The 24,010-nt window shown below is 71.8% G+C and carries 20 protein-coding genes and 1 pseudogene; 17 read left to right on the top strand and 4 right to left on the bottom strand.

The window, feature by feature from the left end:
• The 15 genes and pseudogenes from IH61_RS0118200 to IH61_RS0118270 all read left to right on the top strand — a co-directional run.
• Nucleotides 1-442, top strand: a pseudogene (locus IH61_RS0118200) (NADH dehydrogenase subunit D); the annotation flags it as partial.
• The gene (gene nuoE / locus IH61_RS0118205; RefSeq protein WP_031070977.1) at nt 439-1,197 is read left to right on the top strand and encodes an NADH-quinone oxidoreductase subunit NuoE; all 759 of its coding nucleotides are present in this window, start codon (nt 439-441) and stop codon (nt 1,195-1,197) included. The pseudogene IH61_RS0118200 and the gene nuoE, both read left to right, overlap by 4 nt.
• On the top strand, nt 1,197-2,558 hold the full coding sequence (gene nuoF, locus IH61_RS0118210; RefSeq protein WP_037972988.1) for an NADH-quinone oxidoreductase subunit NuoF: 1,362 nt from the start codon (nt 1,197-1,199) through the stop codon (nt 2,556-2,558). Before nuoE ends, nuoF begins: the two co-directional genes overlap by 1 nt.
• Nucleotides 2,555-5,041 (top strand): NADH-quinone oxidoreductase subunit G, encoded by a 2,487-nt coding sequence (locus IH61_RS0118215; RefSeq protein ID WP_031070981.1) that lies wholly within the window; start codon nt 2,555-2,557, stop codon nt 5,039-5,041. Before nuoF ends, IH61_RS0118215 begins: the two co-directional genes overlap by 4 nt.
• Nucleotides 5,041-6,384, top strand: a complete 1,344-nt coding sequence (gene nuoH / locus IH61_RS0118220) for an NADH-quinone oxidoreductase subunit NuoH (protein ID WP_031070983.1) — start codon at nt 5,041-5,043, stop codon at nt 6,382-6,384. Before IH61_RS0118215 ends, nuoH begins: the two co-directional genes overlap by 1 nt.
• 6 nt (nt 6,385-6,390) lie before the next feature.
• On the top strand, nt 6,391-6,999 hold the full coding sequence (gene nuoI, locus IH61_RS0118225; protein WP_031070985.1) for an NADH-quinone oxidoreductase subunit NuoI: 609 nt from the start codon (nt 6,391-6,393) through the stop codon (nt 6,997-6,999).
• On the top strand, nt 6,999-7,874 hold the full coding sequence (locus IH61_RS0118230) for an NADH-quinone oxidoreductase subunit J (protein WP_031070987.1): 876 nt from the start codon (nt 6,999-7,001) through the stop codon (nt 7,872-7,874). The genes nuoI and IH61_RS0118230 overlap by 1 nt, the downstream gene beginning before the upstream one ends.
• Complete coding sequence (gene nuoK / locus IH61_RS0118235) at nt 7,871-8,170, top strand: NADH-quinone oxidoreductase subunit NuoK (protein ID WP_030235394.1); 300 nt, start codon at nt 7,871-7,873, stop codon at nt 8,168-8,170. The genes IH61_RS0118230 and nuoK overlap by 4 nt, the downstream gene beginning before the upstream one ends.
• A gap of 14 nt (nt 8,171-8,184) precedes the next feature.
• Nucleotides 8,185-10,098: an NADH-quinone oxidoreductase subunit L gene (gene nuoL, locus IH61_RS0118240; RefSeq protein ID WP_031070989.1), complete on the top strand. Its 1,914-nt coding sequence runs from the start codon at nt 8,185-8,187 to the stop codon at nt 10,096-10,098.
• Between the two features lie 114 nt (nt 10,099-10,212).
• A complete protein-coding gene (locus IH61_RS0118245; RefSeq protein WP_031070990.1) occupies nt 10,213-11,862 on the top strand; it encodes an NADH-quinone oxidoreductase subunit M in 1,650 nt (549 codons plus the stop codon).
• Nucleotides 11,859-13,496: an NADH-quinone oxidoreductase subunit NuoN gene (gene nuoN, locus IH61_RS0118250; RefSeq protein WP_078911205.1), complete on the top strand. Its 1,638-nt coding sequence runs from the start codon at nt 11,859-11,861 to the stop codon at nt 13,494-13,496. Before IH61_RS0118245 ends, nuoN begins: the two co-directional genes overlap by 4 nt.
• Before the next feature lie 290 nt (nt 13,497-13,786).
• Nucleotides 13,787-14,797, top strand: a complete 1,011-nt coding sequence (locus IH61_RS0118255) for a polyprenyl synthetase family protein (RefSeq protein ID WP_031070995.1) — start codon at nt 13,787-13,789, stop codon at nt 14,795-14,797.
• Nucleotides 14,798-14,973: 176 nt separating this feature from the next.
• Nucleotides 14,974-15,636, top strand: a complete 663-nt coding sequence (locus IH61_RS0118260; protein ID WP_031070998.1) for a response regulator transcription factor — start codon at nt 14,974-14,976, stop codon at nt 15,634-15,636.
• Nucleotides 15,637-15,857: 221 nt separating this feature from the next.
• Nucleotides 15,858-17,846: a 2-oxoacid:acceptor oxidoreductase subunit alpha gene (locus IH61_RS0118265; protein ID WP_031070999.1), complete on the top strand. Its 1,989-nt coding sequence runs from the start codon at nt 15,858-15,860 to the stop codon at nt 17,844-17,846.
• Nucleotides 17,846-18,916, top strand: a complete 1,071-nt coding sequence (locus IH61_RS0118270) for a thiamine pyrophosphate-dependent enzyme (RefSeq protein WP_031071002.1) — start codon at nt 17,846-17,848, stop codon at nt 18,914-18,916. Before IH61_RS0118265 ends, IH61_RS0118270 begins: the two co-directional genes overlap by 1 nt.
• A gap of 85 nt (nt 18,917-19,001) precedes the next feature.
• Here IH61_RS0118270 and IH61_RS0118275 read toward each other — a convergent pair whose 3' ends face one another.
• The 3 genes from IH61_RS0118275 to IH61_RS49965 all read right to left on the bottom strand — a co-directional run bounded on the left by IH61_RS0118275 (nt 19,002) and on the right by IH61_RS49965 (nt 21,626).
• Nucleotides 19,002-20,696 carry an LCP family protein gene (locus IH61_RS0118275; protein WP_031071004.1) on the bottom strand — a complete coding sequence of 565 codons (1,695 nt, stop codon included), beginning with the start codon at nt 20,694-20,696 and terminating at the stop codon, nt 19,002-19,004.
• A complete protein-coding gene (locus tag IH61_RS42955) occupies nt 20,689-21,156 on the bottom strand; it encodes a DUF6542 domain-containing protein (RefSeq protein WP_051837345.1) in 468 nt (155 codons plus the stop codon). Before IH61_RS42955 ends, IH61_RS0118275 begins: the two co-directional genes overlap by 8 nt.
• 266 nt (nt 21,157-21,422) lie before the next feature.
• Nucleotides 21,423-21,626, bottom strand: a complete 204-nt coding sequence (locus IH61_RS49965) for a hypothetical protein (protein ID WP_324607605.1) — start codon at nt 21,624-21,626, stop codon at nt 21,423-21,425.
• Between IH61_RS49965 and IH61_RS48595 the strand changes: the two genes are divergently transcribed.
• Entirely contained in the window at nt 21,625-22,248 is a 624-nt protein-coding gene (locus tag IH61_RS48595; protein ID WP_324607606.1) for a TetR/AcrR family transcriptional regulator C-terminal domain-containing protein, read from the top strand. The two genes, IH61_RS49965 and IH61_RS48595, sit on opposite strands and share 2 nt — an antisense overlap.
• A gap of 73 nt (nt 22,249-22,321) precedes the next feature.
• Here the strand turns inward: IH61_RS48595 and IH61_RS0118290 are convergent, their stop codons facing one another.
• Nucleotides 22,322-23,023 (bottom strand): hypothetical protein, encoded by a 702-nt coding sequence (locus IH61_RS0118290; RefSeq protein WP_051837346.1) that lies wholly within the window; start codon nt 23,021-23,023, stop codon nt 22,322-22,324.
• A gap of 251 nt (nt 23,024-23,274) precedes the next feature.
• On the opposite strand from IH61_RS0118290, the gene IH61_RS0118295 reads away from it, so the two are divergent.
• On the top strand, nt 23,275-24,006 hold the full coding sequence (locus IH61_RS0118295) for a nucleotidyltransferase domain-containing protein (RefSeq protein WP_037972991.1): 732 nt from the start codon (nt 23,275-23,277) through the stop codon (nt 24,004-24,006).
• Nucleotides 24,007-24,010 lie beyond the last annotated feature (4 nt).

Genomic DNA, 24,010 nt, shown 5'->3' on the forward strand with positions numbered 1-24,010 from the left:
CCTGGAGGAGATGCGCCAGTCCCTGCACATCGTCGAGCAGTGCCTGGACCGGCTGCGCCCGGGCCCGGTGATGGTGGCCGACAAGAAGATCGCCTGGCCCGCCCAGCTCGCGGTCGGCCCGGACGGGATGGGCAACTCCCTCGACCACATCCGCAAGATCATGGGCACCTCGATGGAGGCCCTGATCCACCACTTCAAGCTGGTCACCGAGGGCTTCCGCGTCCCGGTCGGCCAGGCGTACGCCGCGGTCGAGTCCCCCAAGGGCGAGCTGGGCGTGCACGTGGTCAGCGACGGCGGCACGCGCCCCTACCGGGTGCACTTCCGGGACCCGTCGTTCACCAATCTGCAGTCGATGGCGGCGATGTGCGAAGGCGGCCAGGTGGCCGACGTGATCGTCGCGGTGGCCGGGATCGACCCGGTGATGGGAGGCGTGGACCGGTGACCAACGTCGAACTCGGACTGCCGGCACTGCCGGCCAAGCCGTACCCCGAGGAGGTGCACGCCCGCCTGGCCGCCGACGCCGCCGAACTGATCGGCCGCTACCCGCAGCCCCGCTCGGCGCTGCTGCCGCTGCTGCACCTGGTGCAGTCGGAGGAGGGCTTCGTCAGCGCGACCGGAATCCGCTTCTGCGCCGAGCAGTTGGACCTCACCACGGCCGAGGTCACCGCGGTGGCGACCTTCTACACGATGTACCGGCGGCGCCCGGCCGGCACGTACCACGTCGGGGTCTGCACCAACACCCTGTGCGCGGTGCTCGGCGGCGACCAGATCTTCGCCGAGCTCCAGCAGCACCTCGGTGTCGGCAACAACGAGACGACCGAGGACGGCGCGATCTCGATCGAGCACATCGAGTGCAACGCCGCCTGCGACTACGCCCCCGTGGTGATGGTCAACTGGGAGTTCTTCGACGACCAGACCCCGCAGAGCGCCAAGCAGCTGGTGGACGACCTGCGGGCCGGCCGCGAGGTACGGCCCACCCGGGGCGCGCGGCTGTGCGGCTTCAAGGAGACCGCCCGCATCCTGGCCGGCTTCCCCGACGAGCGCCCCGGCGCCAACGACGAGTCCGGCGCCGGCGGCGACCCCTCGCTCGCGGGCCTGCGCCTCGCCCGGGGCGAGGCGCTGCCCGGCACCCCCGGCGCCCGCGTCGTCTCCCCGCGCCCCGAGACCGGCGGCAACAGCGAAGGGACCGAAGCGTGATGACCTCCGCCGAGCCGGCCGAGAAGCTGCTCACCCCCGTCCTGTCCGCCTCCTGGGACGACACCCGCCCCTGGACGCTCGCCACCTACCGCCGCCACCAGGGCTACGAGGGCCTCAAGGCGGCCCTGGCCATGCCCCCGGACGACGTGATCGCCCTGGTCAAGGACGCGGGCCTGCGCGGCCGCGGCGGCGCGGGCTTCCCCACCGGGATGAAGTGGCAGTTCATCCCGCAGAACGACGGCAAGCCCCACTACCTGGTGGTCAACGCCGACGAGTCCGAGCCGGGCACCTGCAAGGACATCCCGCTGCTGTTCGCCAACCCGCACGTCCTGATCGAGGGCATGGTGATCGCTTCCTACGCGATCCGCTGCGACCACGCCTTCATCTACCTGCGCGGCGAGGTCGTCCCGGTGCTGCGCCGCCTGCACGCGGCCGTCGCCGAGGCGTACGAGGCGGGGCTGCTGGGCCGGAACATCCTCGGCTCCGGCGTGGACCTCGACATCACCGTGCACGCGGGCGCCGGCGCGTACATCTGCGGCGAGGAGACGGCGCTGCTGGACTCGCTGGAGGGCCGCCGCGGCCAGCCGAGGCTGCGGCCCCCGTTCCCGGCGATCGCCGGTCTCTACGCCTGCCCGACGGTGGTCAACAACGTGGAGTCCATCGCCTCGGTGCCGCCGATCCTGGCCCGCGGCAAGGAGTGGTTCAAGGGCCTGGGCACCGAGAAGTCCCCGGGCTTCACGCTGTACTCGCTCTCCGGCCACGTCACCAACCCCGGCCAGTACGAGGCGCCGCTGGGCATCACCCTGCGCCAGCTGCTGGAGCTGAGCGGCGGCGTCCGCTCCGGCCACCGGCTGAAGTTCTGGACACCGGGCGGCTCCTCCACCCCGATGTTCACCGAGGAGCACCTCGACGTCCCGCTGGACTACGAGGGCGTCGGCGCGGCCGGCTCGATGCTCGGCACCAAGGCGCTGCAGGTGTTCGACGAGACGACCTGCGTGGTGCGGGCCGTCACCCGCTGGACCGAGTTCTACGCCCACGAGTCCTGCGGCAAGTGCACCCCCTGCCGCGAGGGCACCTACTGGCTGGTCCAGCTGCTGAAGCGGATCGAGGCGGGCCAGGGCGTCGACGGGGACCTGGAGAAGCTCCTCGACATCGCGGACAACATCAACGGCAAGTCCTTCTGCGCCCTGGGCGACGGCGCGGCGAGCCCGATCGTCTCCTCGCTCCAGCACTTCCGGGCCGAGTACGAGCAGCACCTGGCCGAGCGCCGCTGCCCGTTCGACCCGGCCGCCTCCACCGTCTGGGCCGACGGCCCCCGCCCCGGACACCCGTCCGCCACCGAAAGGGAGGTGCACGCGTGACGATCACCGAGCCGACCGCCTCCGAGACCGCGGTCGAACTGGTCACGCTCACCATCGACGGCGTCGAAGTGCAGGTCCCCAAGGGGACGTTGGTGATCCGGGCCGCCGAGACGATCGGCACCCAGATCCCGCGCTTCTGCGATCACCCGCTGCTGGACCCGGCCGGAGCCTGCCGGCAGTGCATCGTCGAGATCGAGGGCCAGCGCAAGCCGGTCGCCTCCTGCACCATCCCGGTCGCCGAGGGCATGGTGGTGCGCACCCAGGTGAGTTCGCCGGTGGCCGAGAAGGCGCAGCGCGGCGTGATGGAGCTGCTGCTGATCAACCACCCCCTGGACTGCCCGGTCTGCGACAAGGGCGGCGAGTGCCCGCTGCAGAACCAGGCGATGTCCAGTGGCGCCGCGGACTCCCGTTTCGAGGGGATGAAGCGCACCTACGCGAAGCCGCTGCCGATCAGCAGCCAGGTGCTGCTGGACCGGGAGCGCTGCGTGCTGTGCGCGCGTTGCACCCGTTTCTCGCAGCAGATCGCGGGTGACCCGTTCATCGACCTGGTGGAGCGCGGGGCGCTGCAGCAGGTCGGCACGGGGGAGGGGGACGACTTCGAGTCGTACTTCTCGGGGAACACGATCCAGATCTGTCCGGTGGGCGCGCTGACCTCGGCGGCGTACCGGTTCCGTTCCCGCCCGTTCGACCTGGTGTCCTCGCCGAGCGTGTGCGAGCACTGTTCCTCGGGCTGTGCGCAGCGCACGGACCACCGCCGGGGCAAGGTGTTGCGCCGGCTGGCGGGTGAGGACCCGGCGGTGAACGAGGAGTGGAACTGCGACAAGGGCCGTTTCGCGTTCCGGTACGCGCAGCAGCGGAGCCGCCTGTCGACGCCGCTGGTGCGCGACGAGCAGGGCGAGCTGGTGCCGGCCTCCTGGCCGGAGGCGCTGGCGCGCGCGGCGCAGGGTCTGCGCGGGGCCCGTACGGGTGTGCTGGCGGGCGGCCGGGTGACGGTGGAGGACGCGTACGCGTACGGGAAGTTCGCGCGGGTGGTGCTGGGCACCAACGACGTGGACTTCCGGGCCCGCCCGCACAGCGGTGAGGAGGCGGACTTCCTGGCGGCGGCGGTGGCCGGCCGCGGGGTGGACGTGGACGGCGGCGGCCTCTCGTACGAGGAGTTGGAGCAGGCGCCGGCGGTGCTGCTGGCGGGGCTGGAGCCGGAGGAGGAGTCGCCGATCGTCTTCCTGCGGCTGCGCAAGGCGTCCCGGGCGAGGGGCCAGCGGGTGTTCTCGGTGGCGGCGTTCGCCTCGCGGGGTCTGGTGAAGCTGCGTGGCGCGCTGCTGCCGGCGGCGCCGGGGACGGAGCCGGAGTGGTTGTCGGCGCTGGCTTCGGAGGAGCCGCTGAACGACGAGGCGGGCCGGGCGGCGGAGCTGCTGCGCCGTCCGGGTGCGGTGATCCTGGTGGGCGAGCGGCTGGCGGCGGTGCCGGGTGCGCTGACGGCGGTGCTGCGGCTGGCGCACGCGTCGGGGGCGCGGACGGCGTGGGTGCCGCGCCGGGCGGGGGAGCGCGGGGCGGTGGAGGCGGGGGCGTTGCCCTCGCTGCTGCCGGGCGGGCGTCCGGTGGCGTCGCAGGCGGCGCGGGCGGAGGCGGCTCAGGTGTGGGGTGTGGCGGAGCTGCCGTCGCGTCCGGGCCGGGACACGGGCCATCTGCTGACGGCGGCGGCCGAGGGCGATCTGGACGCGCTGCTGGTCGGCGGGGTCGGTGTGGAGGACCTGCCGGACGTGGCGCTGGCGCAGGAGGCGCTGGCGGCGGTGCCGTTCGTGGTGTCGCTGGAGTTGCGGCCTTCGGCGGTGACGGCGCTCGCGGACGTGGTGCTGCCGGTGGCGGCGGTGGCGGAGAAGGCGGGCACGTTCCTGGACTGGGAGGGCCGGGTGCGGATGTTCGAGGCCGCGCTGAAGCCGGACCAGCAGGTGACGCGTCATCTGCCCTCGGACCTGCGGGTGCTGGACATGCTGGCGGACGCGCTGGGCCACCGGCTGGGCCTGCCGGACGTGCGGGCGGCGCGGCTGGAGCTGGACCGGTTCGCACCGTGGGAGGGCGACCGCCCGGCGGGGCCTTCGGCGCATCCGGGTGTGCTGCCGCGCCCGGCCACCGGGCAGGCGGTGCTGGCGGGTTGGCGGCTGCTGCTGGACGAGGGGTCGCTGCAGGAGGGCGATCCGCATCTGGCGGGCACCCGGCACCGGGCGGTGGCCCGGTTGTCGCCGGCGACGGCGCTGGAGGTGGGCGCGGTGGACGGTGAGGGGCTGCGGCTGACGGGCCCGGCGGGTTCGCTGACGCTGCCGCTGGAGGTGACCGCTTCGCTGCCGGAGCGGACGGTGTGGGTGCCGCTGAACTCGACGCCGGGCGGCGCGCAGCGCGCTCTCGGTACGACGGTCGGCCATCTGGTGACGATCGCCGCGGCCGGGCCGGTGCCCGCCGAGGGCTCCGGGGAAGGGGAGGCGTGATGACTCCGCAGCCGTACGAGACGCTGCACTTCTTCGGGCAGGACCCGTGGTGGCTGGTGCTGCTGAAGGCGGTGTTCTGCTTCGCGTTCCTGGTCGGGACGGTGCTGGTCGCGATCGTGTGGGAGCGCAAGGTGGTGGCCTGGATGCAGTTGCGCATCGGGCCGAACCGGCACGGCCCGTGGGGGCTGCTGCAGTCGCTGGCGGACGGCGTGAAGCTGGCGCTGAAGGAAGACCTGGTGGTCAAGGGCGCGGACAAGGTGGTCTACGTCCTGGCGCCGATCGTCTGCGCGATCCCGGCGTTCATGGCCTTCGCGGTGATCCCCTTCGGTCCGGCGGGCGACGAGGTGTCGATCTTCGGCACGCGTACGCCGCTGCAGCTGACGGACTTCCCGGTGGCGCTGCTGTACGTCCTGGCGACGGCCTCGGTCGGCATCTACGGGATCGTGCTGGCGGGCTGGTCCTCCGGTTCGACGTACCCGCTGCTGGGCGGGCTGCGTTCGGCGGCGCAGATGGTCAGTTACGAGATCGCGATGGGCCTGTCCTTCGCGGCGGTGTTCATCTACTCGGGGTCGATGTCGACCTCGGAGATCGTCTCGCACCAGCAGCCGACGTGGTTCGCTGCGCTGCTGCCGGTGTCGTTCATCGTCTACATCATCGCGATGGTGGGTGAGACGAACCGGGCGCCGTTCGACCTTCCGGAGGCGGAGGGCGAGCTGGTGGGCGGTTTCAACACCGAGTACTCCTCGCTGAAGTTCGCGATGTTCATGCTGGCCGAGTACGTGAACATGGTGACGGTCTCGGCGGTGGCGTCGACGCTGTTCCTGGGCGGCTGGCGGGCGCCGTGGCCGGTGTCGACGTTCTGGGAGGGCGCGAACCACGGCTGGTGGCCGATGCTGTGGATCACGCTGAAGATCCAGCTGCTGCTGTTCTTCTTCATCTGGCTGCGGGGCACGCTGCCGCGGCTGCGCTACGACCAGTTCATGAAGCTGGGCTGGAAGGTCCTGATCCCGGTCTCGCTGGTGTGGCTGGTGCTGATCGCCAGTGTGCGGGCGCTGCGCAACGAGGGGTACGGCTTCGGCTCGGTGGTGCTGTACGTGGGTGCGCCGGTGGGCGTGGTTCTGCTGCTGGCGCTGCTGCGGGACTTCCTGAGGAAGCAGCCGGAGCCCACAGTGACATCCGAAGACGCGACGGCCGACCAGGGCGAGTTCGACCCGATGGCCGGCGGCTACCCGGTGCCTCCGCTGCCCGGCCAGGTGCTGCCGCCGGTGCCGCGCCGGCCCTCGCGGGCGCCGAAGCAACTGCAGGACGCCCTCAACGGGGCCGACCATACCGAGGGGAGCTGAACCGAGATGTCCGACCAGTCCGATCGTGCGGACCGCCCCGAGCGGGGCGATCGCCCGTCGATCCTCGGCCCGGCCGCCGGCTTCGGCGTGACCTTCAAGGCCATGTTCAAGAAGCGGCTGACCGAGCAGTACCCGGAGCAGAAGAAGCCGACGGCTCCGCGTTTCCACGGCCGCCACCAGCTGAACCGGCATCCGGACGGCCTGGAGAAGTGCGTCGGCTGCGAGTTGTGCGCCTGGGCGTGCCCGGCGGACGCGATCTACGTGGAGGGCGCGGACAACCGGGACGATGAGCGCTACTCGCCCGGTGAGCGCTACGGCGCGGTCTACCAGATCAACTACGCCCGCTGCATCCTGTGCGGGCTCTGCATCGAGGCGTGCCCGACGCGGGCGCTGACGATGACCAACGAGTACGAGCTCGCGGACTCCTCCCGCAAGGACCTGATCTTCACCAAGGAGCAGCTGCTGGTGGGCCTGTCCGAGGGCATGGTCGACTCCCCGCACACGATCTTCCCGGGCGCCGACGAGGGCGCGTACTACCGGGGCGAGATCACGCAGGCGGCGCCGGGGACGGTCCAGCAGGAGCGCACCGACCGGGACAGGGAGGTGCAGCAGTGATGACGCATCTCGCGGCCGCGGCCGGGACGACCTCCACGGGTGAGGCCGTCCAGTTCTGGGTGCTCGCGGTGGTCGCGGTGGGCGGCGCGCTGGGCATGGTGCTGATGCGCAAGGCGGTGCACAGCGCGCTGTGCCTGGCGGCGACCATGCTGGCGCTGGCGGTCTGTTACATGGCGCAGGGCGCGGTGTTCCTGGGCGTGGTGCAGATCGTGGTGTACACCGGCGCGATCATGATGCTGTTCCTGTTCGTGGTGATGCTGGTCGGCGTGACGAGTGAGGATTCCCTCAAGGAGCAGCTGAAGGGCCAGCGGTTCGCGGCGGCGCTGTGCGGGCTGGGCTTCGGGGTGCTGCTGATCGCGGGGATCGCCCACGCGAAGCTGCGGCACTTCACGGGCCTGTCGGAGGCGAACGCCGAGGGCAATGTGCCGGGTCTGGCGCGGCTGATCTTCACCCGGTACGTGTGGGCGTTCGAGGTGACGGGCGCGCTGCTGATCACGGCGGCGATCGGCGCGATGGTGCTGACGCACCGCGAGCACGTGAGGGCGCCGAAGACGCAGCGGGAGCTGGCGGCGCAGCGGGTGCGCGACAACCTGCAGCTGCCGCCGCTGCCGGTGCCGGGCGTGTACGCGCGGCACAACGCGGTGGACGTGCCGGCGCTGCTGCCGGACGGCACGATCTCCGAGGACTCGGTGATGGCGACGCTGCGCGAGCGCGGCCAGGTCCGGGACGTCAGCGGGGACATGCTGCGCCGGATGGCGGAGCTGGAGAACTCCACGGCCCACTGGCTGGGCCGGCCGTCCTCGGAGCGTCCCCCGGTGGCGGGCCCGCGCAAGTCCCTGGAGCCCGTCCCGAACCATGAGGAGGGCACGGAGTGAATCCGGTCAACTATCTGTACCTGTCGGCCCTGTTGTTCACCATCGGCGCCTCCGGGGTGCTGATCCGCCGCAACGCGATCGTGCTGTTCATGTGCGTGGAGCTGATGCTGAACGCCTCGAACCTGGCGCTGGTGACCTTCTCCCGGATGCACGGGACGCTGGACGGTCAGATCATCGCGTTCTTCACGATGGTGGTCGCGGCGGCGGAGGTCGTCGTCGGTCTGGCCATCATCGTGTCCATCTTCCGGACCAGGCACTCCGCTTCGGTCGACGACAGCAATCTGATGAAGCTGTAGGCGGAGGGCCTTCGGTGAACTCTCTCATTCCGCTGCTGGTGGCGGCTCCCCTGGCCGGCGCGGCCCTGCTGCTGCTCGGCGGCCGGGCCCTGGACCGGTTCGGCCACTGGCTGGCCACGGCGCTCGCCGCGCTCTCGTTCGGCTTCGGCCTGGCGCTGTTCTCGGACATGCTGGGCCGTGACGCCGAGCACCGGGCGGTGACCAGGCACCTGTTCAGCTGGGTGCCGGTGAACGGCTTCCAGGCCGATTTCACGTTCCGGCTCGACCAGTTGTCGATGACCTTCGTGCTGCTGATCACCGGGGTCGGCACGCTGATCCACCTGTACTCGGTGGGCTACATGGCGCACGACGAGCGCCGGCGCCGTTTCTTCGCGTACCTGAACCTGTTCCTGGCGGCGATGCTGCTGCTGGTCGTCGCCGACAACTACCTTCTGCTGTACTTCGGTTGGGAGGGCGTGGGTCTGGCCTCGTACCTGCTGATCGGCTTCTGGCAGCACAAGCCGAGTGCGGCGACGGCGGCCAAGAAGGCGTTCATCGTCAACCGGGTCGGCGACATGGGCCTGTCGATCGCGATCATGCTGATGTTCGCGGAGTTCGGCTCCTTCGCCTTCGGCCCGATCCTCGGTTCGGAAGGCGCGGTCGGGGGCGTGCAGCAGGCGAGCGAGGGCAAGCTGACGGCGATCGGCCTGATGCTGCTGCTGGCTGCCTGCGGCAAGTCGGCGCAGGTGCCGCTGCAGTCCTGGCTCGGTGACGCGATGGAGGGCCCGACACCGGTGTCGGCGCTGATCCACGCGGCGACGATGGTGACGGCCGGGGTGTACCTGATCACCCGTTCCTCGGCGATCTTCGACCTGGCGCCGGACGCCCGCACCGCCGTGGTGGTGGTCGGCGTGGTGACGCTGCTCTACGGTGCGATCGTCGGGTGTGCCAAGGACGACATCAAGAAGGCGCTGGCCGGTTCGACGATGTCGCAGATCGGCTACATGGTGCTGGCGGCGGGCCTGGGCCCGATCGGCTACGTCTTCGCGATCATGCACCTGGTGACGCACGGCTTCTTCAAGGCGGGTCTGTTCCTGGGCGCCGGGTCGGTCATGCACGGCATGAACGACGAGGTGAACATGCGTCGCTACGGGGGCCTGCGCACGTACATGCCCTGGACGTTCGGGACGTTCCTCCTCGGCTACCTGGCGATCATCGGCTTCCCGGGCCTGTCGGGGTACTTCTCCAAGGACAAGATCATCGAGGCCGCGTTCGCCAAGGGCGGCACCGAGGGCTGGATCCTGGGCCTGTGCACCCTGGTCGGCGCGGCGGTCACCGCCTTCTACATGACCCGGGTGGTGCTGCTGACCTTCTTCGGCGAGAAGCGCTGGCAGGCGGACGACAAGGGCGACCTGCCGCACCCGCACGAGTCGCCGCGCACGATGGTGATCCCGATGGTGCTGTTGGCCTTCGGCTCGGTGTTCGCGGGCTGGCTGTTCGACTTCCGCCACTCCTTCGTGAACTGGCTGGAGCCGGTCGTCGGCCACGCGGAGGGCGACTCGCCGCTGGCCACGGGGGTGATCACGGGCCTGACCATCACCTGCATGCTGGCGGGCGTCGGACTGTCGTACGTGATGTACGGGCGCTCGCCGGTGCCGGTGACGCCGCCGGTCGGCTCCCCGCTCACCAGGGCCGCCCGCCGGGACCTCCTGCAGGACGAGCTCAACCACGCACTGCTGGTGCGCCCGGGCTCGGCGCTCACCGCGACGCTGGTGTTCTTCGACAGCCGCGGCCTGGACGGCTTCGTCAACGGCCTGGCGGCCGTGATCGGCGGCCTGTCGAGCCGGCTGCGCCGGGTGCAGAACGGCTTCGTGCGCAGCTACGCGCTCTCCATGTTCGGCGGCACGCTGGTGCTCGTCGCCTCCACTCTCCTGATGAGGTCCTTCTGATGGATGTCCGATCCACGACTCGCGGGGGAGGCAAACCGTGAGCGAGCGAAGCGAGCGAACCATTCAACGCCGCGTACGGGCGAATGGCCCTGCCGAGCGAAGCGAGGTGGGCGCATGAGTGCTCTGCTGTCCGTGACCTGCGCCGTCCCGGCGGCGGGCGCGGTGCTGACCGCCGCCCTGCCGGCCGGCTCCACCGAGGGGCGCCGCCGGGCCACCAAGGCGGTGGCGCTGGGCGTCTCGGCGGTGGCGCTGGTGCTGGCCGCCGTGGCGGCGGCCCGCTTCGATCCGCACGGCGCGCGCTACCAGCTGACGGAGTCGTACAGCTGGATCCGCTCCTTCGGCATCACCTTCTCGCTGGGCGTGGACGGCATCGGCGCCGTCCTGGCGCTGCTGACGGCCGTCCTGGTGCCGGTGGTGATGCTCGCCTCCTGGCACGACGCCGACCCGGCACCCACCGACCCGGCACCCGCGAACCCGGAGGCCGCCTCCGAGGCGGCCGGCTTCGAGAGCCGGCGCCGCACCCAGGGCTTCTTCGCCCTGATCCTGGCCGTGGAGGCGATGGTCCTCGTCTCCTTCTACGCCACCGACGTGTTCGTGTTCTACGTGTTCTTCGAAGCCATGCTGATCCCGATGTACTTCCTGATCGGCGGCTTCGGGGACCGCGCGGGCGGCCCCGACTCGGCGCGTCAGCGCTCGTACGCGGCGGTGAAGTTCCTCCTCTACAACCTGCTCGGCGGCCTGGTGATGCTGGCGGCGGTGATCGGCCTGTACGTGGCCGCGCAGGACCAGGGCGTGGGCACCTTCGACCTGCAGGCGCTGACCTCCGCGATCGCGGACGGCCGGCTGCAGCTGGGCGGCACCGCGGAGAAGGCGCTGTTCCTCGGCTTCTTCTTCGCCTTCGCGGTGAAGGCCCCGCTGTGGCCGCTGCACACCTGGCTGCCCAACGCGATGGGCGAGTCGACGGCCGGGACGGCGGTGCTGATCACCGCCGTGGTGGACAAGGTCGGCACGTTCGCGATGCTGCGCTTCTGCCTGGGCCTGTTCCCGGACGCCTCGAAGACCTTCGCCCCGGCTCTCCTGGTGCTGTCCCTGGTCGGGATCGTCTACGGGGCGCTGCTGGCGATCGGCCAGAAGGACATCAAGCGCCTGGTGGCGTACGCCTCGATCTCCCACTTCGGCTTCATCATCATGGGGATCTTCGCGATGACGAGCCAGGGCCAGAGCGGCGCGACGCTCTACATGGTCAACCACGGCATCTCCACCGCCGCGTGGATGCTGGTGGCCGGCTTCCTGATCTCGCGCCGCGGCTCGCGGCTGATCGCCGACTACGGCGGCGTGCAGAAGGTGGCCCCGGTGCTGGCGGGCACGTTCCTGATCGGCGGTCTGGCGACGCTGTCGCTGCCGGGCCTGGCGCCGTTCGTCAGCGAGTTCCTGGTGCTGGTGGGCACGTTCACCCGCTACCCGGTGATCGGGATCATCGCGACCTTCGGCATCGTGCTGGCCGCGCTGTACGCGCTGCTGCTGTACCAGCGCACCATGACCGGCCCGGTGAAGGAGGGGGTGCGCTCCATCCCGGACCTGCGGGTGCGCGAACTGGCCGTGGTGGCCCCGCTGGTGGCGCTGACGATCCTGCTCGGCGTCTACCCCAAGCCGCTCACCGACCTGGTGAACCCCTCGGTGGACGCGACGCTCTCGCAGGTCCACCGCACCGACCCGGCGCCGGCCCACCCGGTGACCGCCAGCTCCGGAGGTGAGCAGAAGTGAGCGCCCCCGCAGTGCTCCTCGCCGCAGGCGGCAACACGCCCAGTATCCCGGCGCCGCACATCGAGTACGGCCAGCTCTCCCCGATGCTGGTGGTCTTCGGCGCGGCCGTGGCCGGCATCCTGGTGGAGGCTTTCGTGCCCCGCCGCCACCGGTACTGGACGCAGGTCGGCCTCTCCCTGGCCGCGCTGGTCGGCTCGTTCGTCGCCGTGGTGGTGCTGGCCGCCCAGGGCCACGGCGGGCCGCACCTGAACCTGCTGGCGATGGAGGCCGTCGCCATGGACGGCCCTGCGCTGTTCCTGCAGGGCGTGATCCTGCTGGTCGCCGTCGTCGCGGTGCTCACCTACGCGGAGCGCCGCCTGGAGCCCAAGGCCGGGGGCCTGCCCGCGGACGCGTTCGCCGCGCAGGCGTCCACGACGCCGGGCGGCGAGCAGGAGCGGGCCGCGAACCGGGCCGGCTGGACGACCACCGAGGTCTTCCCGCTGACGCTGTTCGCCGTCGGCGGCATGCTGCTGTTCCCCGCCGCCAACGACCTGCTGACGATGTTCGTGGCGCTGGAGGTCTTCTCGCTGCCGCTGTACCTGCTGTGCGCGCTGGCCCGGCGCCGGCGGCTGCTGTCGCAGGAGGCGGCGGTCAAGTACTTCCTGCTCGGCGCGTTCGCCTCGGCGTTCTTCCTGTTCGGCACGGCGCTGCTGTACGGGTACGCGGGCAGCGTGAAGCTCGTCGACATCTCCGACGTGATCGCGGGCAAGTCGATGGCCACCGCGGCGCAGCTGAGCTCGACGCAGAGTGACGCGCTGCTGCTGATCGGCCTGGCGATGCTGGCGGTGGGCCTGCTGTTCAAGGTCGGCGCGGTGCCCTTCCACGCCTGGACGCCGGACGTGTACCAGGGCGCGCCGACGCCGGTGACGGGTTTCATGGCCTCGGCGACGAAGGTGGCGGCCTTCGGGGCGTTCCTGCGGCTGTTCTACGTGGCCTTCCCCGGTCTCAAGCTGGACTGGCGGCCGGTGATGTGGGGCGTCGCGATCCTGACGATGGTGGTGGGCGCGGTGCTGGCGGTGACGCAGCAGGACGTCAAGCGCCTGCTGGCGTACTCCTCGATCGCGCACGCCGGGTTCATCCTGACCGGGGTGATCGCCCTCGACCGCCAGGGCGTCTCCTCGGTGCTGTTCTACCTGGCGGCGTACTCCTTCGTGACGCTGGGCGCCTTCGCGGTGGTGACGCTGGTGCGCGACTCCAAGGGCGAGGCGACGCACCTGTCCTCCTGGGCGGGCCTGGGGCGGCGTTCGCCGCTGCTGGCGGCGGTGTTCGCGCTGTTCCTGCTGGCCTTCGCGGGCATCCCGCTGACCTCGGGGTTCACGGGGAAGTTCGCGGTGTTCCAGGCGGCGGCGGCCGGCGGGGCGACGCCGCTGGTGGTCGTGGGTGTGCTGAGTTCGGCGGTGGCCGCGTTCTTCTACATCCGGGTGATCGTGCTGATGTTCTTCTCCGACCCGCAGCCGAACGGCCCGACGGTGGCGATCCCCAGCGCGTTCACGGCGACGGCGATCGGGGTCGGGGTGCTGGTGACGCTGGGGCTGGGGCTGCTGCCGCAGTACTTCCTGGACCTCGCGTCGAAGGCTTCGCTGTTCGCATACTGACGGTGTTCGCCGCCGTCGGCCGCGGGCCGGTCCGGATCTCCGGGCCGGCCCGGGCCGGTGCTCGGGCCGGTGCCCGGACCCTGAGCCGGGGGCCTTTATCCGCGGCCGGATCCGCCACCACCGCCGCGGCCCCCGCGCAGCCCGCCTGACCTGGGCTTCGAGCCCGACCATGACAGGACCAGCACGCCCGTGCAGTGATCCACTCACGACCGGATACCCTGCCTGTATGGCCAGCGGCGGCACTCAGGGACCAGGCCGCTAGATCGACCAGGGACAGAGGAGTGGTCTTCGTGACCGTCGTGGGACCCTTCGGGCTCAGCGTGCAGGACCGCGACCTGACCCGGGACGTCCAGGCCGGACTGGACGCGGTGGAGGCGGCGCTCGCCGAGACCGTCAAGAGCGACGTCCCGTTCATCACCGTCACCGCCAGCCACCTCATCGAGGCCGGCGGCAAGCGCTTCCGTCCGCTGCTCCTGCTGCTGGCCGCCCAGTTCGGCGACCCGGGGGCGCCCGGCGTGGTGCCGGCGGCCGTCGTCGTCGAACTGACCCACCTGGCCACGCTGTACCACGACGACGTCATGGACGAGGCGCCCGTGCGCCGCGGCGGTCCCAGCGCCAACTCCCGCTGGGACAACTCGGTGGCCATCCTCACCGGCGACTTCCTGTTCTCCCGCGCCTCCCAGGTCCTCGCCGACCTCGGTCCCGAGGCCGTGCGGATGCAGGCCGAGGCGTTCGAGCGCCTGGTCACCGGCCAGATCATGGAGACCCGCGGCCCCGGCCCGGACGTCGACCCGCTGCTGCACTACCTGGACGTGCTGGCCGGCAAGACCGGCTCGCTGATCGCCGTCTCCTGCCGGATAGGAGCACAGGCGGCCGGCGCCGAGCCGTGGGTGGTCGAGACCCTCGGGGACTTCGGCGAGCGGATCGGCATCGCCTTCCAGCTGGCCGACGACGTGCTGGACATCGCCAGCGACGGCGACGAGTCCGGCAAGACCCCCGGCACCGACCTGCGCGAGGGCGTGCCCACCCTGCCGACCCTGCTGCTGCGCCAGATGCCGGCCGACCCGGCCGACGAGGCCGACACCCGGCTGCGCGAACTGCTCGACCAGGACCTCTCGGACGACGCCCTGCACGCCGAGGCGCTGCGCCTGCTGCGCCGCCACCCGGCGCTGGAGCGGGCCCGCCGCGAGACGCTGCGCCAGGCCGAGGAGGCCCGGGCGCTGCTGGCCCCGCTGCCGGACTGCCCGGCGAAGGCGGCGCTGGAGGGCCTGTGCGACTCGGTGGCCATCCGCACCATGTGAGGCCCGCGCCTTGTGGGACCCGCACCATGTGAGGCCCGCGCCGTGTGAGACCCGCGCCGGGGCCGTGACATGGCCCGTGACCTCGGCCCCTGCGGGGCCTGTGACCCGGGCCATGTGAGGTGTCCGCGATGGGGGAGACTGGCTGTCGTCCGCTCACCCCAGCCGGGAAGGTCGCCATGCGCCGCGTCGTCATCGCCGAGGACTCCGTACTGCTGCGGGAGGGTCTGACCAGACTGCTCACCGACCGGGGCCTGGAGGTGGTCGCGGGCGTCGGGGACGGTGACGCGCTGCTGCGCACGGTGGACGAGCTGGCGGCCGCCGACGCGCTGCCGGACGTGGTGGTCTCCGACGTGCGGATGCCGCCCAGCCACACCGACGAGGGCCTTCGCGCCTGTGTGGAGCTGCGCGGTCGCTATCCGCAGCTGGGCGTGCTGGTGCTGTCGCAGTTCGTGGAGGAACGTTACGCCTCCGAGCTGCTGGCCGGATCCACCCGGGGCGTCGGCTACCTGCTCAAGGACCGCGTCGCCGAGGTGCGCGAGTTCGCCGACGCGGTGGTACGGGTGGCCGAGGGCGGCACCGCGCTGGACCCGGAGGTGGTGCAGCAGCTGCTCAGCCGCAGCCGCAAGGGTGACGTTCTGGCCAACCTCACCCCGCGCGAGCGCGAGGTGCTGGGGCTGATGGCCGAAGGGCGCACCAACGCGGCCGTCGCCAGGCAACTGGTCGTCTCGGACGGCGCCGTGGAGAAGCACGTCAGCAACATCTTCCTCAAGCTCGGGCTCGCCCAGAGCCAGCAGGACCACCGCAGGGTCCTCGCGGTGCTCACCTACCTCAACTCCTAAGACACGGGCCTGGTCCCTGGGGACCGGACCCCTTCGGAATGGCGGCCGCCGCCCGGATGTTGTCCTGGGTGCGCGGCTGCGGCGCGCTGCGGCGCTTTCCCGCCGCATGCGGGAGTTCCAGTCAGGGTCGACCTCGCGCGCATAGGATGCGAGAGGTGCACCAAGCGGACGGGGCACGGGGCCGCGCCCGCGGGGGTGCACCCACGAGGAGGTCCGCGGCAGTGACCAGTCAGGTCGATCAGTCAGAAGCAGTGGACGGTTCGGACGGCGGCGAGGGCCGTGTCGGCAGCGGTGAGGACCGCTCCGGTGCGACCGTGCCCGCCGGCCCTCCCGCCCCGGGCGGGCCACCGCGCGGCAAGCCCATTCGCAGACTCGACCGGGTGATCATCAGGTTCGCCGGCGACTCGGGTGACGGCATGCAGCTCACCGGTGACCGCTTCACCTCCGAGACGGCGTCCTTCGGCAACGACCTCTCCACGCTGCCGAACTTCCCCGCCGAGATCCGCGCACCCGCCGGCACCCTGCCCGGCGTCTCGTCCTTCCAGTTGCACTTCGCCGACCACGACATCCTCACCCCCGGGGACGCCCCCAACGTACTGGTGGCGATGAACCCGGCGGCGCTCAAGGCGAACCTGGCGGACCTGCCGCGCGGTGCGGAGATCATCGTCAACACCGACGAGTTCACCAAACGCGCGCTGGCGAAGGTCGGTTACGAGGCCGACCCGCTCGGCGACGGCTCGCTGGACGGCTACCACCTGCACAAGGTGCCGCTCACCACGCTCACCGTCGAGGCGCTCAAGGACAGCGGCCTGGCCCGCAAGGACGCCGAGCGGGCGAAGAACATGTTCGCCCTGGGGATGCTGTCCTGGATGTACCACCGGCCCACCCACGGCACCGAGAGGTTCCTGCGCTCCAAGTTCGCCAAGAAGCCGCAGATCGCCGAGGCCAACATCAGCGCCTTCCGGGCCGGCTGGAACTTCGGTGAGACCACCGAGACCTTCGCCGTCTCCTACGAGGTGCCGCCGGCCCGCCTGCCCGCCGGCCGCTACCGCAACATCTCCGGCAACCTGGCCCTGTCCTACGGCCTGATCGCCGCCGCCGAGCGTGCCGGACTGCCGCTCTACCTGGGCTCGTACCCGATCACCCCGGCCTCCGACATCCTGCACGAGCTCTCCCGGCACAAGAACTTCGGGGTGCGCACCTTCCAGGCCGAGGACGAGATCGCCGGGATCGGCGCCGCCCTGGGCGCGGCCTTCGGCGGGGCGCTGGGCGTGACCACCACCTCGGGCCCGGGCGTGGCGCTCAAGTCCGAGACGATCGGACTCGCCGTCTCGCTCGAACTGCCGCTGCTGGTCGTGGACATCCAGCGCGGCGGCCCCTCCACGGGCCTGCCGACCAAGACCGAGCAGGCGGACCTGCTGCAGGCGATGTTCGGGCGCAACGGCGAGGCGCCGGTGCCGATCGTCGCCCCGGCCACCCCCGCCGAGTGCTTCGACGCGGCACTGGAGGCGGCCCGCATCGCCGTCACCTACCGCACCCCGGTGTTCCTGCTCTCCGACGGCTACCTGGCCAACGGCTCCGAGCCCTGGCGCATCCCCGAGGTCGACGAACTCCCGTCCATCGACCCGGACTTCGCGACCGGCCCCAACCGTGAGGACGGCTCCTTCTGGCCGTACCTGCGCGACGCGGCCACCCTCGCCCGGCCCTGGGCGCTGCCCGGCACCCCGGGCCTCGAGCACCGCGTCGGCGGCATCGAGAAGCAGGACGGCACCGGCAACATCTCCTACGACCCGGCCAACCACGACTTCATGGTCCGCACCCGCCAGGCCAAGGTGGACGGCATCACGGTCGAGCCCGTCGAGGTGGACGACCCCAGCGGCGAGGCCCGGGTGCTGGTGCTGGGCTGGGGCTCGACGTACGGGCCGATCACCGCGGCGGTGCGCCGGGTGCGCGCGGACGGCGGCGAGATCGCCCAGGCGCACCTGCGCAACCTCAACCCGTTCCCGGCCAACCTCGGTGCGGTGCTTCGCAGTTACGAGAAGGTCATCGTGCCCGAGATGAACCTGGGCCAGCTGGCGCTGCTGCTGCGTGCCCGGTACCTGGTGGACGCGGAGTCCTACAACCAGGTGCGCGGGCTGCCGTTCAAGGCGGCGCAGCTGGCGGACGTGCTGTGGGCGGCGATCGGCACCCTGGACGAGGAGGACCACTGATGAGTGACGGCGTTTCCGAGGGGCGCGGCTTCACGTCGCTGCGCCTGGTGCCCAAGACCGAAGTGCCGCAGAGCGCACGGGACTTCAAGACCGACCAGGAGGTGCGCTGGTGCCCCGGCTGCGGGGACTACGCGATCCTTGCGGCGGTGCAGTCCTTCATGCCGGAGCTGGGGATCAAGCGCGAGAACACGGTGTTCGTCTCCGGCATCGGCTGCTCCTCGCGCTTCCCGTACTACATGAACACCTACGGGGTGCACTCCATCCACGGGCGCGCCCCGGCGATCGCGACGGGGCTGGCGACCTCCCGCCGGGACCTGAGCGTGTGGGTGGTGACGGGTGACGGCGACGCGCTGTCCATCGGCGGCAACCATCTGATCCACGCACTGCGACGCAATGTCAATCTGAAGATCCTGCTGTTCAACAACCGTATCTACGGCCTGACCAAGGGTCAGTACTCGCCCACCAGCGAGGTCGGCAAGATCACCAAGTCCACGCCGATGGGCTCCCTGGACGCGCCCTTCAACCCGCTGTCGCTGGCGCTCGGGGCGGAGGCGTCGTTCGTGGCGCGCACCATCGACTCGGACCGCAAGCACCTGCAGTCGGTGCTGCGCGCGGCCGCCGAGCACGAGGGCACGGCGCTGGTGGAGATCTACCAGAACTGCAACATCTTCAACGACGGCGCCTTCGAGGTCCTCAAGGAGCCCGGCACCCGGGACGAGGCGCTGATCCGCCTGGAGCACGGGCAGCCGGTGCGCTTCGGCGCGGACGGCGCCGGCGGCGTCTTCCGGGGTGCGGACGGCGAGCTGTTCACGGCGCCGGTCACCGCCGCCAACGAGGCGGACGTGCTGGTGCACGACGCCCACGCCCCCAGCCCCTCCGGAGCGTTCGCCCTCTCGCGGATCGCCGACGCGGACACCCTGCACCACACCCCGATCGGGGTGCTGCGGGACGTGAGCCGGCCGGTGTACGACGAGCTGATGGCGAGCCAGCTGGAGGAGGCCGAGGCGGCCCGTGGCCGGGGCGACCTGGCGAAGCTGCTGGTCGGCAGCGACACCTGGACGGTGGACTGACCTGTTCGTGGACCCGCTCGTGGAGACGGACTCCGGCGCCCCTGTCACCTGCGGGGGCGCCGGAGTCCGTTCAGGGGCCGGCCGGTCAGTAGACGCAGGGGATGCCGCCGTCGGACTGGGCGTCGACCGCCGGCCCCTGGACGGACACGTTCGGGGCCTGGTTGGCGGGGGTGCCGGGTGTGGGCGCGGCCGTCCTGTCGGCGGCGACCCCGGTGAAGGAGGCGCCGAGGGTGACGACCACGTGGTCGGCGGCGGCCGAGGCGGACTCGGTGGCGCTCACGCCGTAGCGGGCGGCGATCTGGTCGGCCGCCTCCTTGGCGCCCTTGCCGTAGGTGACGGTGGTGGTCTTCGGGTGGGTGGCGGCCGGGCCGGTCCTTCCCTCCTTGAAGCCCATCGCGACCAGGGCCTTGGCCTCGGCGGTGGAGGAGACCCCGGCGGCGGAGGAGGCGTTGAACACGTCCACCGTGGCGGTGCCGGCGGCCGTGGGCGGCGCGGTCGTGGTGGGGGCGGCGGGCACGGTGGGAGCCGTGGTGGCGCCGTCCGTGGGGGCGGCGACCGGGGCGGAGGCGTCGGCGTAGCCGAAGAGCTGCTTGACGACGGTCTGGATCTTGGCCGGGGTGACGATGTTGACGTCCTGGCCGTTGCGGGTGTCGAACCTGTCGAAGGTCAGGGTGTTGAACTCGACGTTGCCGCCGGTCAGCGCCGGGGCCTGCTCGGCGAAGTCGAGGATGTTCCACTCGTTGTCGATGACGAGGTCCTTCTGGACGACGCCGAACAGCTGCCTGAGCTTGCCGAGGTCGCTGATCACGCCGTCCTGCTTGAGCTTGTGGACGACGGAGGAGATGAACGCCTGCTGGCGGTGGGTGCGGGCGAAGTCACCGCTGTTGCCGTGGCCGTCGTCGAGGTTGTGGCGCTGGCGGACGAAGCTCAGTGCCTGGGAGGCGTTGAGCTTGTTGACGCCCTTCTTGAAGTCGGCGCCGGAGCCCTGGCCCTCCATGGCCGGGTCCTTGGTGTCGTGGGTGAGGCAGACCTCGATCGGCTCGACGGCCTTGGCGATGTCGTAGAACCCCATGAGGTTGACCTCGGCCACGTGGTCGATCGGCTGGTTGACGAAGGTCTGGACGGTCCGGATGGTGGCCGCGCGGCCGATGTCGCGCCCGGCCTTCTCCAGGTCGGCGCCCTTGAGCCCCTTGGCCCGCAGGCCCGCGTCCGCCTTGTCCTTGGCGTTGCCGTACGCCTCCTTGATCTTCGCCATGCCCATCTGGGTCCCGTCGCCCTTGTAGGTCATGACGTAGTCGTCACGGGGGATGGAGACCGCCTGCACCTTGCCGCCGTTGGCCGGTATGTGCAGCAGGATCAGCGAGTTGGTGTTGTAGCCGCCGATGTCGGAGCTGTGGCCCGCGTGCAGTTCGTCCTGGACGAACTGTCCGGGCAGGTCCGAGCCGTCCATGGCCTTGCGGCTGTCCAGGCCGATCAGGAGCAGGTTGACCGAGTTGTCGAGGTGCTTGGGCGCGTCCTTCTTGGTCTCGTCCAGGGCCTTGGAGGTCACCATGCCCCGGGTGAGCTCGTTGAACCCGTACCAGGTGACCCCGGCGGCCACGAACACCGCGAGCCCGGCGGTGCAGGCGATGGTCCGTCCGGCGATCAGCAGCGGCGAGCGGCGGGGCGCGGGGGGCTGCGCCGAGCGGCGGGAGGCGCGGCGGCCCTCCGGCGGCCCGGGGTTCTCGCCGTTGCCGCTGCCGTTGCTGCTGCTCTCGTTGCGCTCGGCGTGCTCAGTCATGCTGCCTCCTGCGGCCTCGGATCGTCCGGACCGCGATCACCAGGACGGCCGCCGCGGCGGCCAGAGCCATCACGGGGAAGCCCAGCACCAGCCACCTCGCGGCGCCGGTGGCCAGGTGGTTGCCCTCGTACTTGTCGGGGTTCACCAGCAGTTCGACGCCGCCCTCGACGGCCAGGACCACCAGCGGCGATCCCGCCAGCACCCACCACCAGCCGTTGCGGGTGCTCAGGCCCGCCGCCAGGGCGGTGCCGAGCACCGAGCAGATGAGGAAGGCCGCGCCCATGCCGGGGCCGGAGGTCTCGTCGACCGCCGCGCCGATCAGCGGCAGTCCGACGGCCAGGACGGCGGGGATCGCCGGCCCTCCGGGCAGGGCGCGCCGGGGCGCGGCGGGCTCGGAGGGTCTGCCCGCCGCCCGTCGCCGTGCTCCCTGCTCGGCCGTCCGTCCTCGCTGCCCCGCCACGTACTCACCCCCGGATCGTCCCGCGTCATCACGCGTCGTGTCGGCGCGGTCGCCGGGAGCCGTGCGAACTACGGTTGCGGCGCTGCCAGTTCTGGACGCAGTTGTCGGCCGGCCGGTTCCCGGCCGCGGTTTCCCGCCGCCGATCCGGGGCAGGCCCGTTTTCGGATTTCCTCTACACGGGTGTAGAGATCACACGCAGCATAGAGCACAGCTGTTCGGTGACAAGCCCCGCCAGTCAGGGGCACGGCCAAGGTACACCGGCTGGTTCACCGGCCGTCCGGCGGCCGTCCGGCGGGTGGTCGGCGGGTGGTCGGCGGGTGGTCGGCCGGGTGGCGAGGACGAACGGGTCGAGGAATGAAGGAGATCACGGTGGTGGCGAGGGACGGGGCAAGACGGCCGGAGAAGCGCAGGGCCATCACGGAGGCCGCGACGCGGGTCTTCGGGCGGGAGGGGTTCGCGCGGGCCAGCATGGACGCCATTGCGGCCGAGGCCGCGGTGAGCAAGCGCACGGTCTACAACCACTTCGCCGACAAGGAGACGCTCTTCCTGACGGTGGCACTGCAGAGCGCGGCGGAGCTGACCCTGCGGCTGGAGCGGCTGGCGGCCGGGCACCTGGACGAGGTCGGGGCCGAGGTCGGGGCCGAGGTCGGGGTCGGGGTCGGGGTCGGAGGCGAAGCCGGCGGAGGGGGTCCGGGTTCCGTACGGGAGGCGCTGGCCGCCTTCGCCGTGGAGCGGGCCCGCGCCCTGCTCCGCTCGGGCGAGCACGGCGCCGTCGCGAGGGCGATCCGCGCCGAGGTGGTGAACATCCCCGCGGACGTCCTGGACGCCTGGCTCGAGGCCGGTCCCGACGCGGAACGCCGCGCCCTGGCGGCCCGTTTCGCCGTCTGGGCGCGCCGGAGGCTGGTCACGGCGGACGATCCGGAGCTGGCCGCCGAGCGCTTCACCCTGCTCACCTACCAGGGGGTGGCCGAGCGCTCCTTCTGGGGCGCGCTGGCGGTGCCGGGCGAGGAGGTCGAGCGGATCGTCGCGGACGGGACGGACGCCTTCTGGCGCCTGCACGGTGCGGACGCCGCGGCGGTGGCGGCGCTCTGACGTGCGGCGGGGGGGGGGGGGGGGGGGGGGGGCCCCCCCCCCCCCCCCCCCGCCCCTACTCAGCCGGTCGGCGTCACTTCCAGTTCAGGCCCTTGCCCAGGGTGTACGGGTCGCCCCAGTACTCGGCGCCCGTGACCTGGGAGGCTTCCGGCGCCAGCGCCAGCACGCAGGAGGTCACCGACTTGCCGTTGGTGAAGCCGCTCGGGAACGAGTTGTGCGGGCACTTGGCGAAGGTGCCGATGATCGACACCTCGGTCGCCTCGCTGCCGTCCGCGAGCAGGCCCTTGACCTGGGTCAGGCTGGAGAAGGACATGTCGGTGGAGCCGACGTTGGTGACCTTGTAGTTGATGTAGTAGGGCACCTGGCCCTTGGCCTTGTCGCCGAGCTTGAGCGGGGCCAGGTCGGCCGGGTCGCCCTTGGTGATGTCGGTGACGGTGAGCGAGATGTCGCCCGTGGCCTTGCCGTACTTGTACGGGAACTGGATCGGCTGGCCGATCTTGGCCGTGGTGCCGGCCGCCGGGGCCGCGCCGCCGCCGGTCGCACCGCCGGTCGAGCCGCCCGTGGTGCCGCCGGTGGCCGGCGCGGCGGAGGTGGCCGGAGCCGCCGGGGTGGTGGGCGCCGAGGTCGGCGCCGCCTGGGTGGGCGCGGCCGGCGCGGTGGTGGCGGCGGTGTCGCCGTTGGCCGCGTCGTCGTTGCAGGCGGTCAGGCTGAGCGCGCCGACGGCCGCCAGAGCGGCGATCGCCAGGGTGCGGCGGTGGGTGGAGATGAGCTTCAAGTGACGTCCCCCGTTTCGTGGGACCGCGGGAGCGCGGCCTCCGACGTACGTTCTTAGCGCAGTCGCGCCGCCCGGCGCACGCGATCGATACCGTTTTGACTCGGTCGTGACGACTCCCTCGCACGATCGTGACAAGGGATGCCGAGTCGTGATCTGCCAGGTCAGCGGCTTGTAGACGTACTATCTCCGCCGGCCCGACCGCCCGGTCGCCCGCCCGGGGCCGGGCGGGGCGATGTGCGAGGGCGTCCGTCGTGAGTGAGCGGATGATCGATCAGGCCCGTCGGCTGGCGGCCGACCTCCTCCCCGACGCCCTGGCCGTGCTGCTGGCCGGATCGGCCGCCGCCGGGCGCGCCACCGCCACCAGCGACCTCGACCTCGCCGTCCTGGTGGTGGAGGGCGGCTCCACCCACCGGCGGACGATCCGCCACGAGGGCCGCCCGGTCGAGCTGTTCGTGCACACCGAGGCGGGCCTCGCCGAGCTGCGAGCCGCGGACGCCTCCTCCCGGCGGGCCGTCATCCAGTCCATGTACGCCACGGGCCTGCTGCTCGTCGACCCGCACGGCCACGGCGCCCGCGCCCGCGAACACGCCCTCGCCGACCTGCGGCAGGGTCCGCCCGCTCTCGACGCCGAGGTGGTGGACACCGTGCGGTACGGGCTCACCGACCTGCTCGACGACCTGGCGGACGCCGAGGACCCGTACGAGCGCCTCGCCGTCGCGGGCCACGTGCTGGCCTCCGCCGCCGACCTGCTCTGCGACCACCGGCGGGCCTGGCTCGGCGGCGGCAAGTGGCTGCCGCGCCGACTCCTGGAGGCGGACGGGGAGTTGGGCGCCGCCCTGCTGGAGGGGCACCGGCTGCTGTGCGCCTCGGGCGAGGGTGAGCCGCTGGCCCTGGCCGCGCGGCGGGTGCTCGACCTGGTGGGCGGGCCGCTGTCGGAGGGCTACCGGCGCGAGTGGCGGGGAGCGATCGTCCGGACGGTCTGAAGAG

Origin of the sequence: Streptomyces sp. NRRL WC-3742, from assembly GCF_000720635.1 — a bacterium.
Lineage (GTDB): Bacteria > Actinomycetota > Actinomycetes > Streptomycetales > Streptomycetaceae > Kitasatospora.

Bases quoted from the DNA above. Each gene is read 5' to 3' on its own strand.
- nuoF (WP_037972988.1), top strand. From the start codon at position 1,197: ATGACCTCCGCCGAGCCGGCCGAGAAGCTGCTCACCCCCGTCCTGTCC.
- nuoH (WP_031070983.1), top strand. From the start codon at position 5,041: ATGACTCCGCAGCCGTACGAGACGCTGCACTTCTTCGGGCAGGACCCG.
- nuoI (WP_031070985.1), top strand. From the start codon at position 6,391: ATGTCCGACCAGTCCGATCGTGCGGACCGCCCCGAGCGGGGCGATCGC.
- IH61_RS0118230 (WP_031070987.1), top strand. From the start codon at position 6,999: ATGACGCATCTCGCGGCCGCGGCCGGGACGACCTCCACGGGTGAGGCC.
- IH61_RS0118245 (WP_031070990.1), top strand. From the start codon at position 10,213: ATGAGTGCTCTGCTGTCCGTGACCTGCGCCGTCCCGGCGGCGGGCGCG.
- IH61_RS0118260 (WP_031070998.1), top strand. From the start codon at position 14,974: ATGCGCCGCGTCGTCATCGCCGAGGACTCCGTACTGCTGCGGGAGGGT.
- IH61_RS0118270 (WP_031071002.1), top strand. From the start codon at position 17,846: ATGAGTGACGGCGTTTCCGAGGGGCGCGGCTTCACGTCGCTGCGCCTG.
- IH61_RS0118275 (WP_031071004.1), bottom strand. From the start codon at position 20,696: ATGACTGAGCACGCCGAGCGCAACGAGAGCAGCAGCAACGGCAGCGGC.
- IH61_RS48595 (WP_324607606.1), top strand. From the start codon at position 21,625: ATGGACGCCATTGCGGCCGAGGCCGCGGTGAGCAAGCGCACGGTCTAC.
- IH61_RS49965 (WP_324607605.1), bottom strand. From the start codon at position 21,626: ATGCTGGCCCGCGCGAACCCCTCCCGCCCGAAGACCCGCGTCGCGGCC.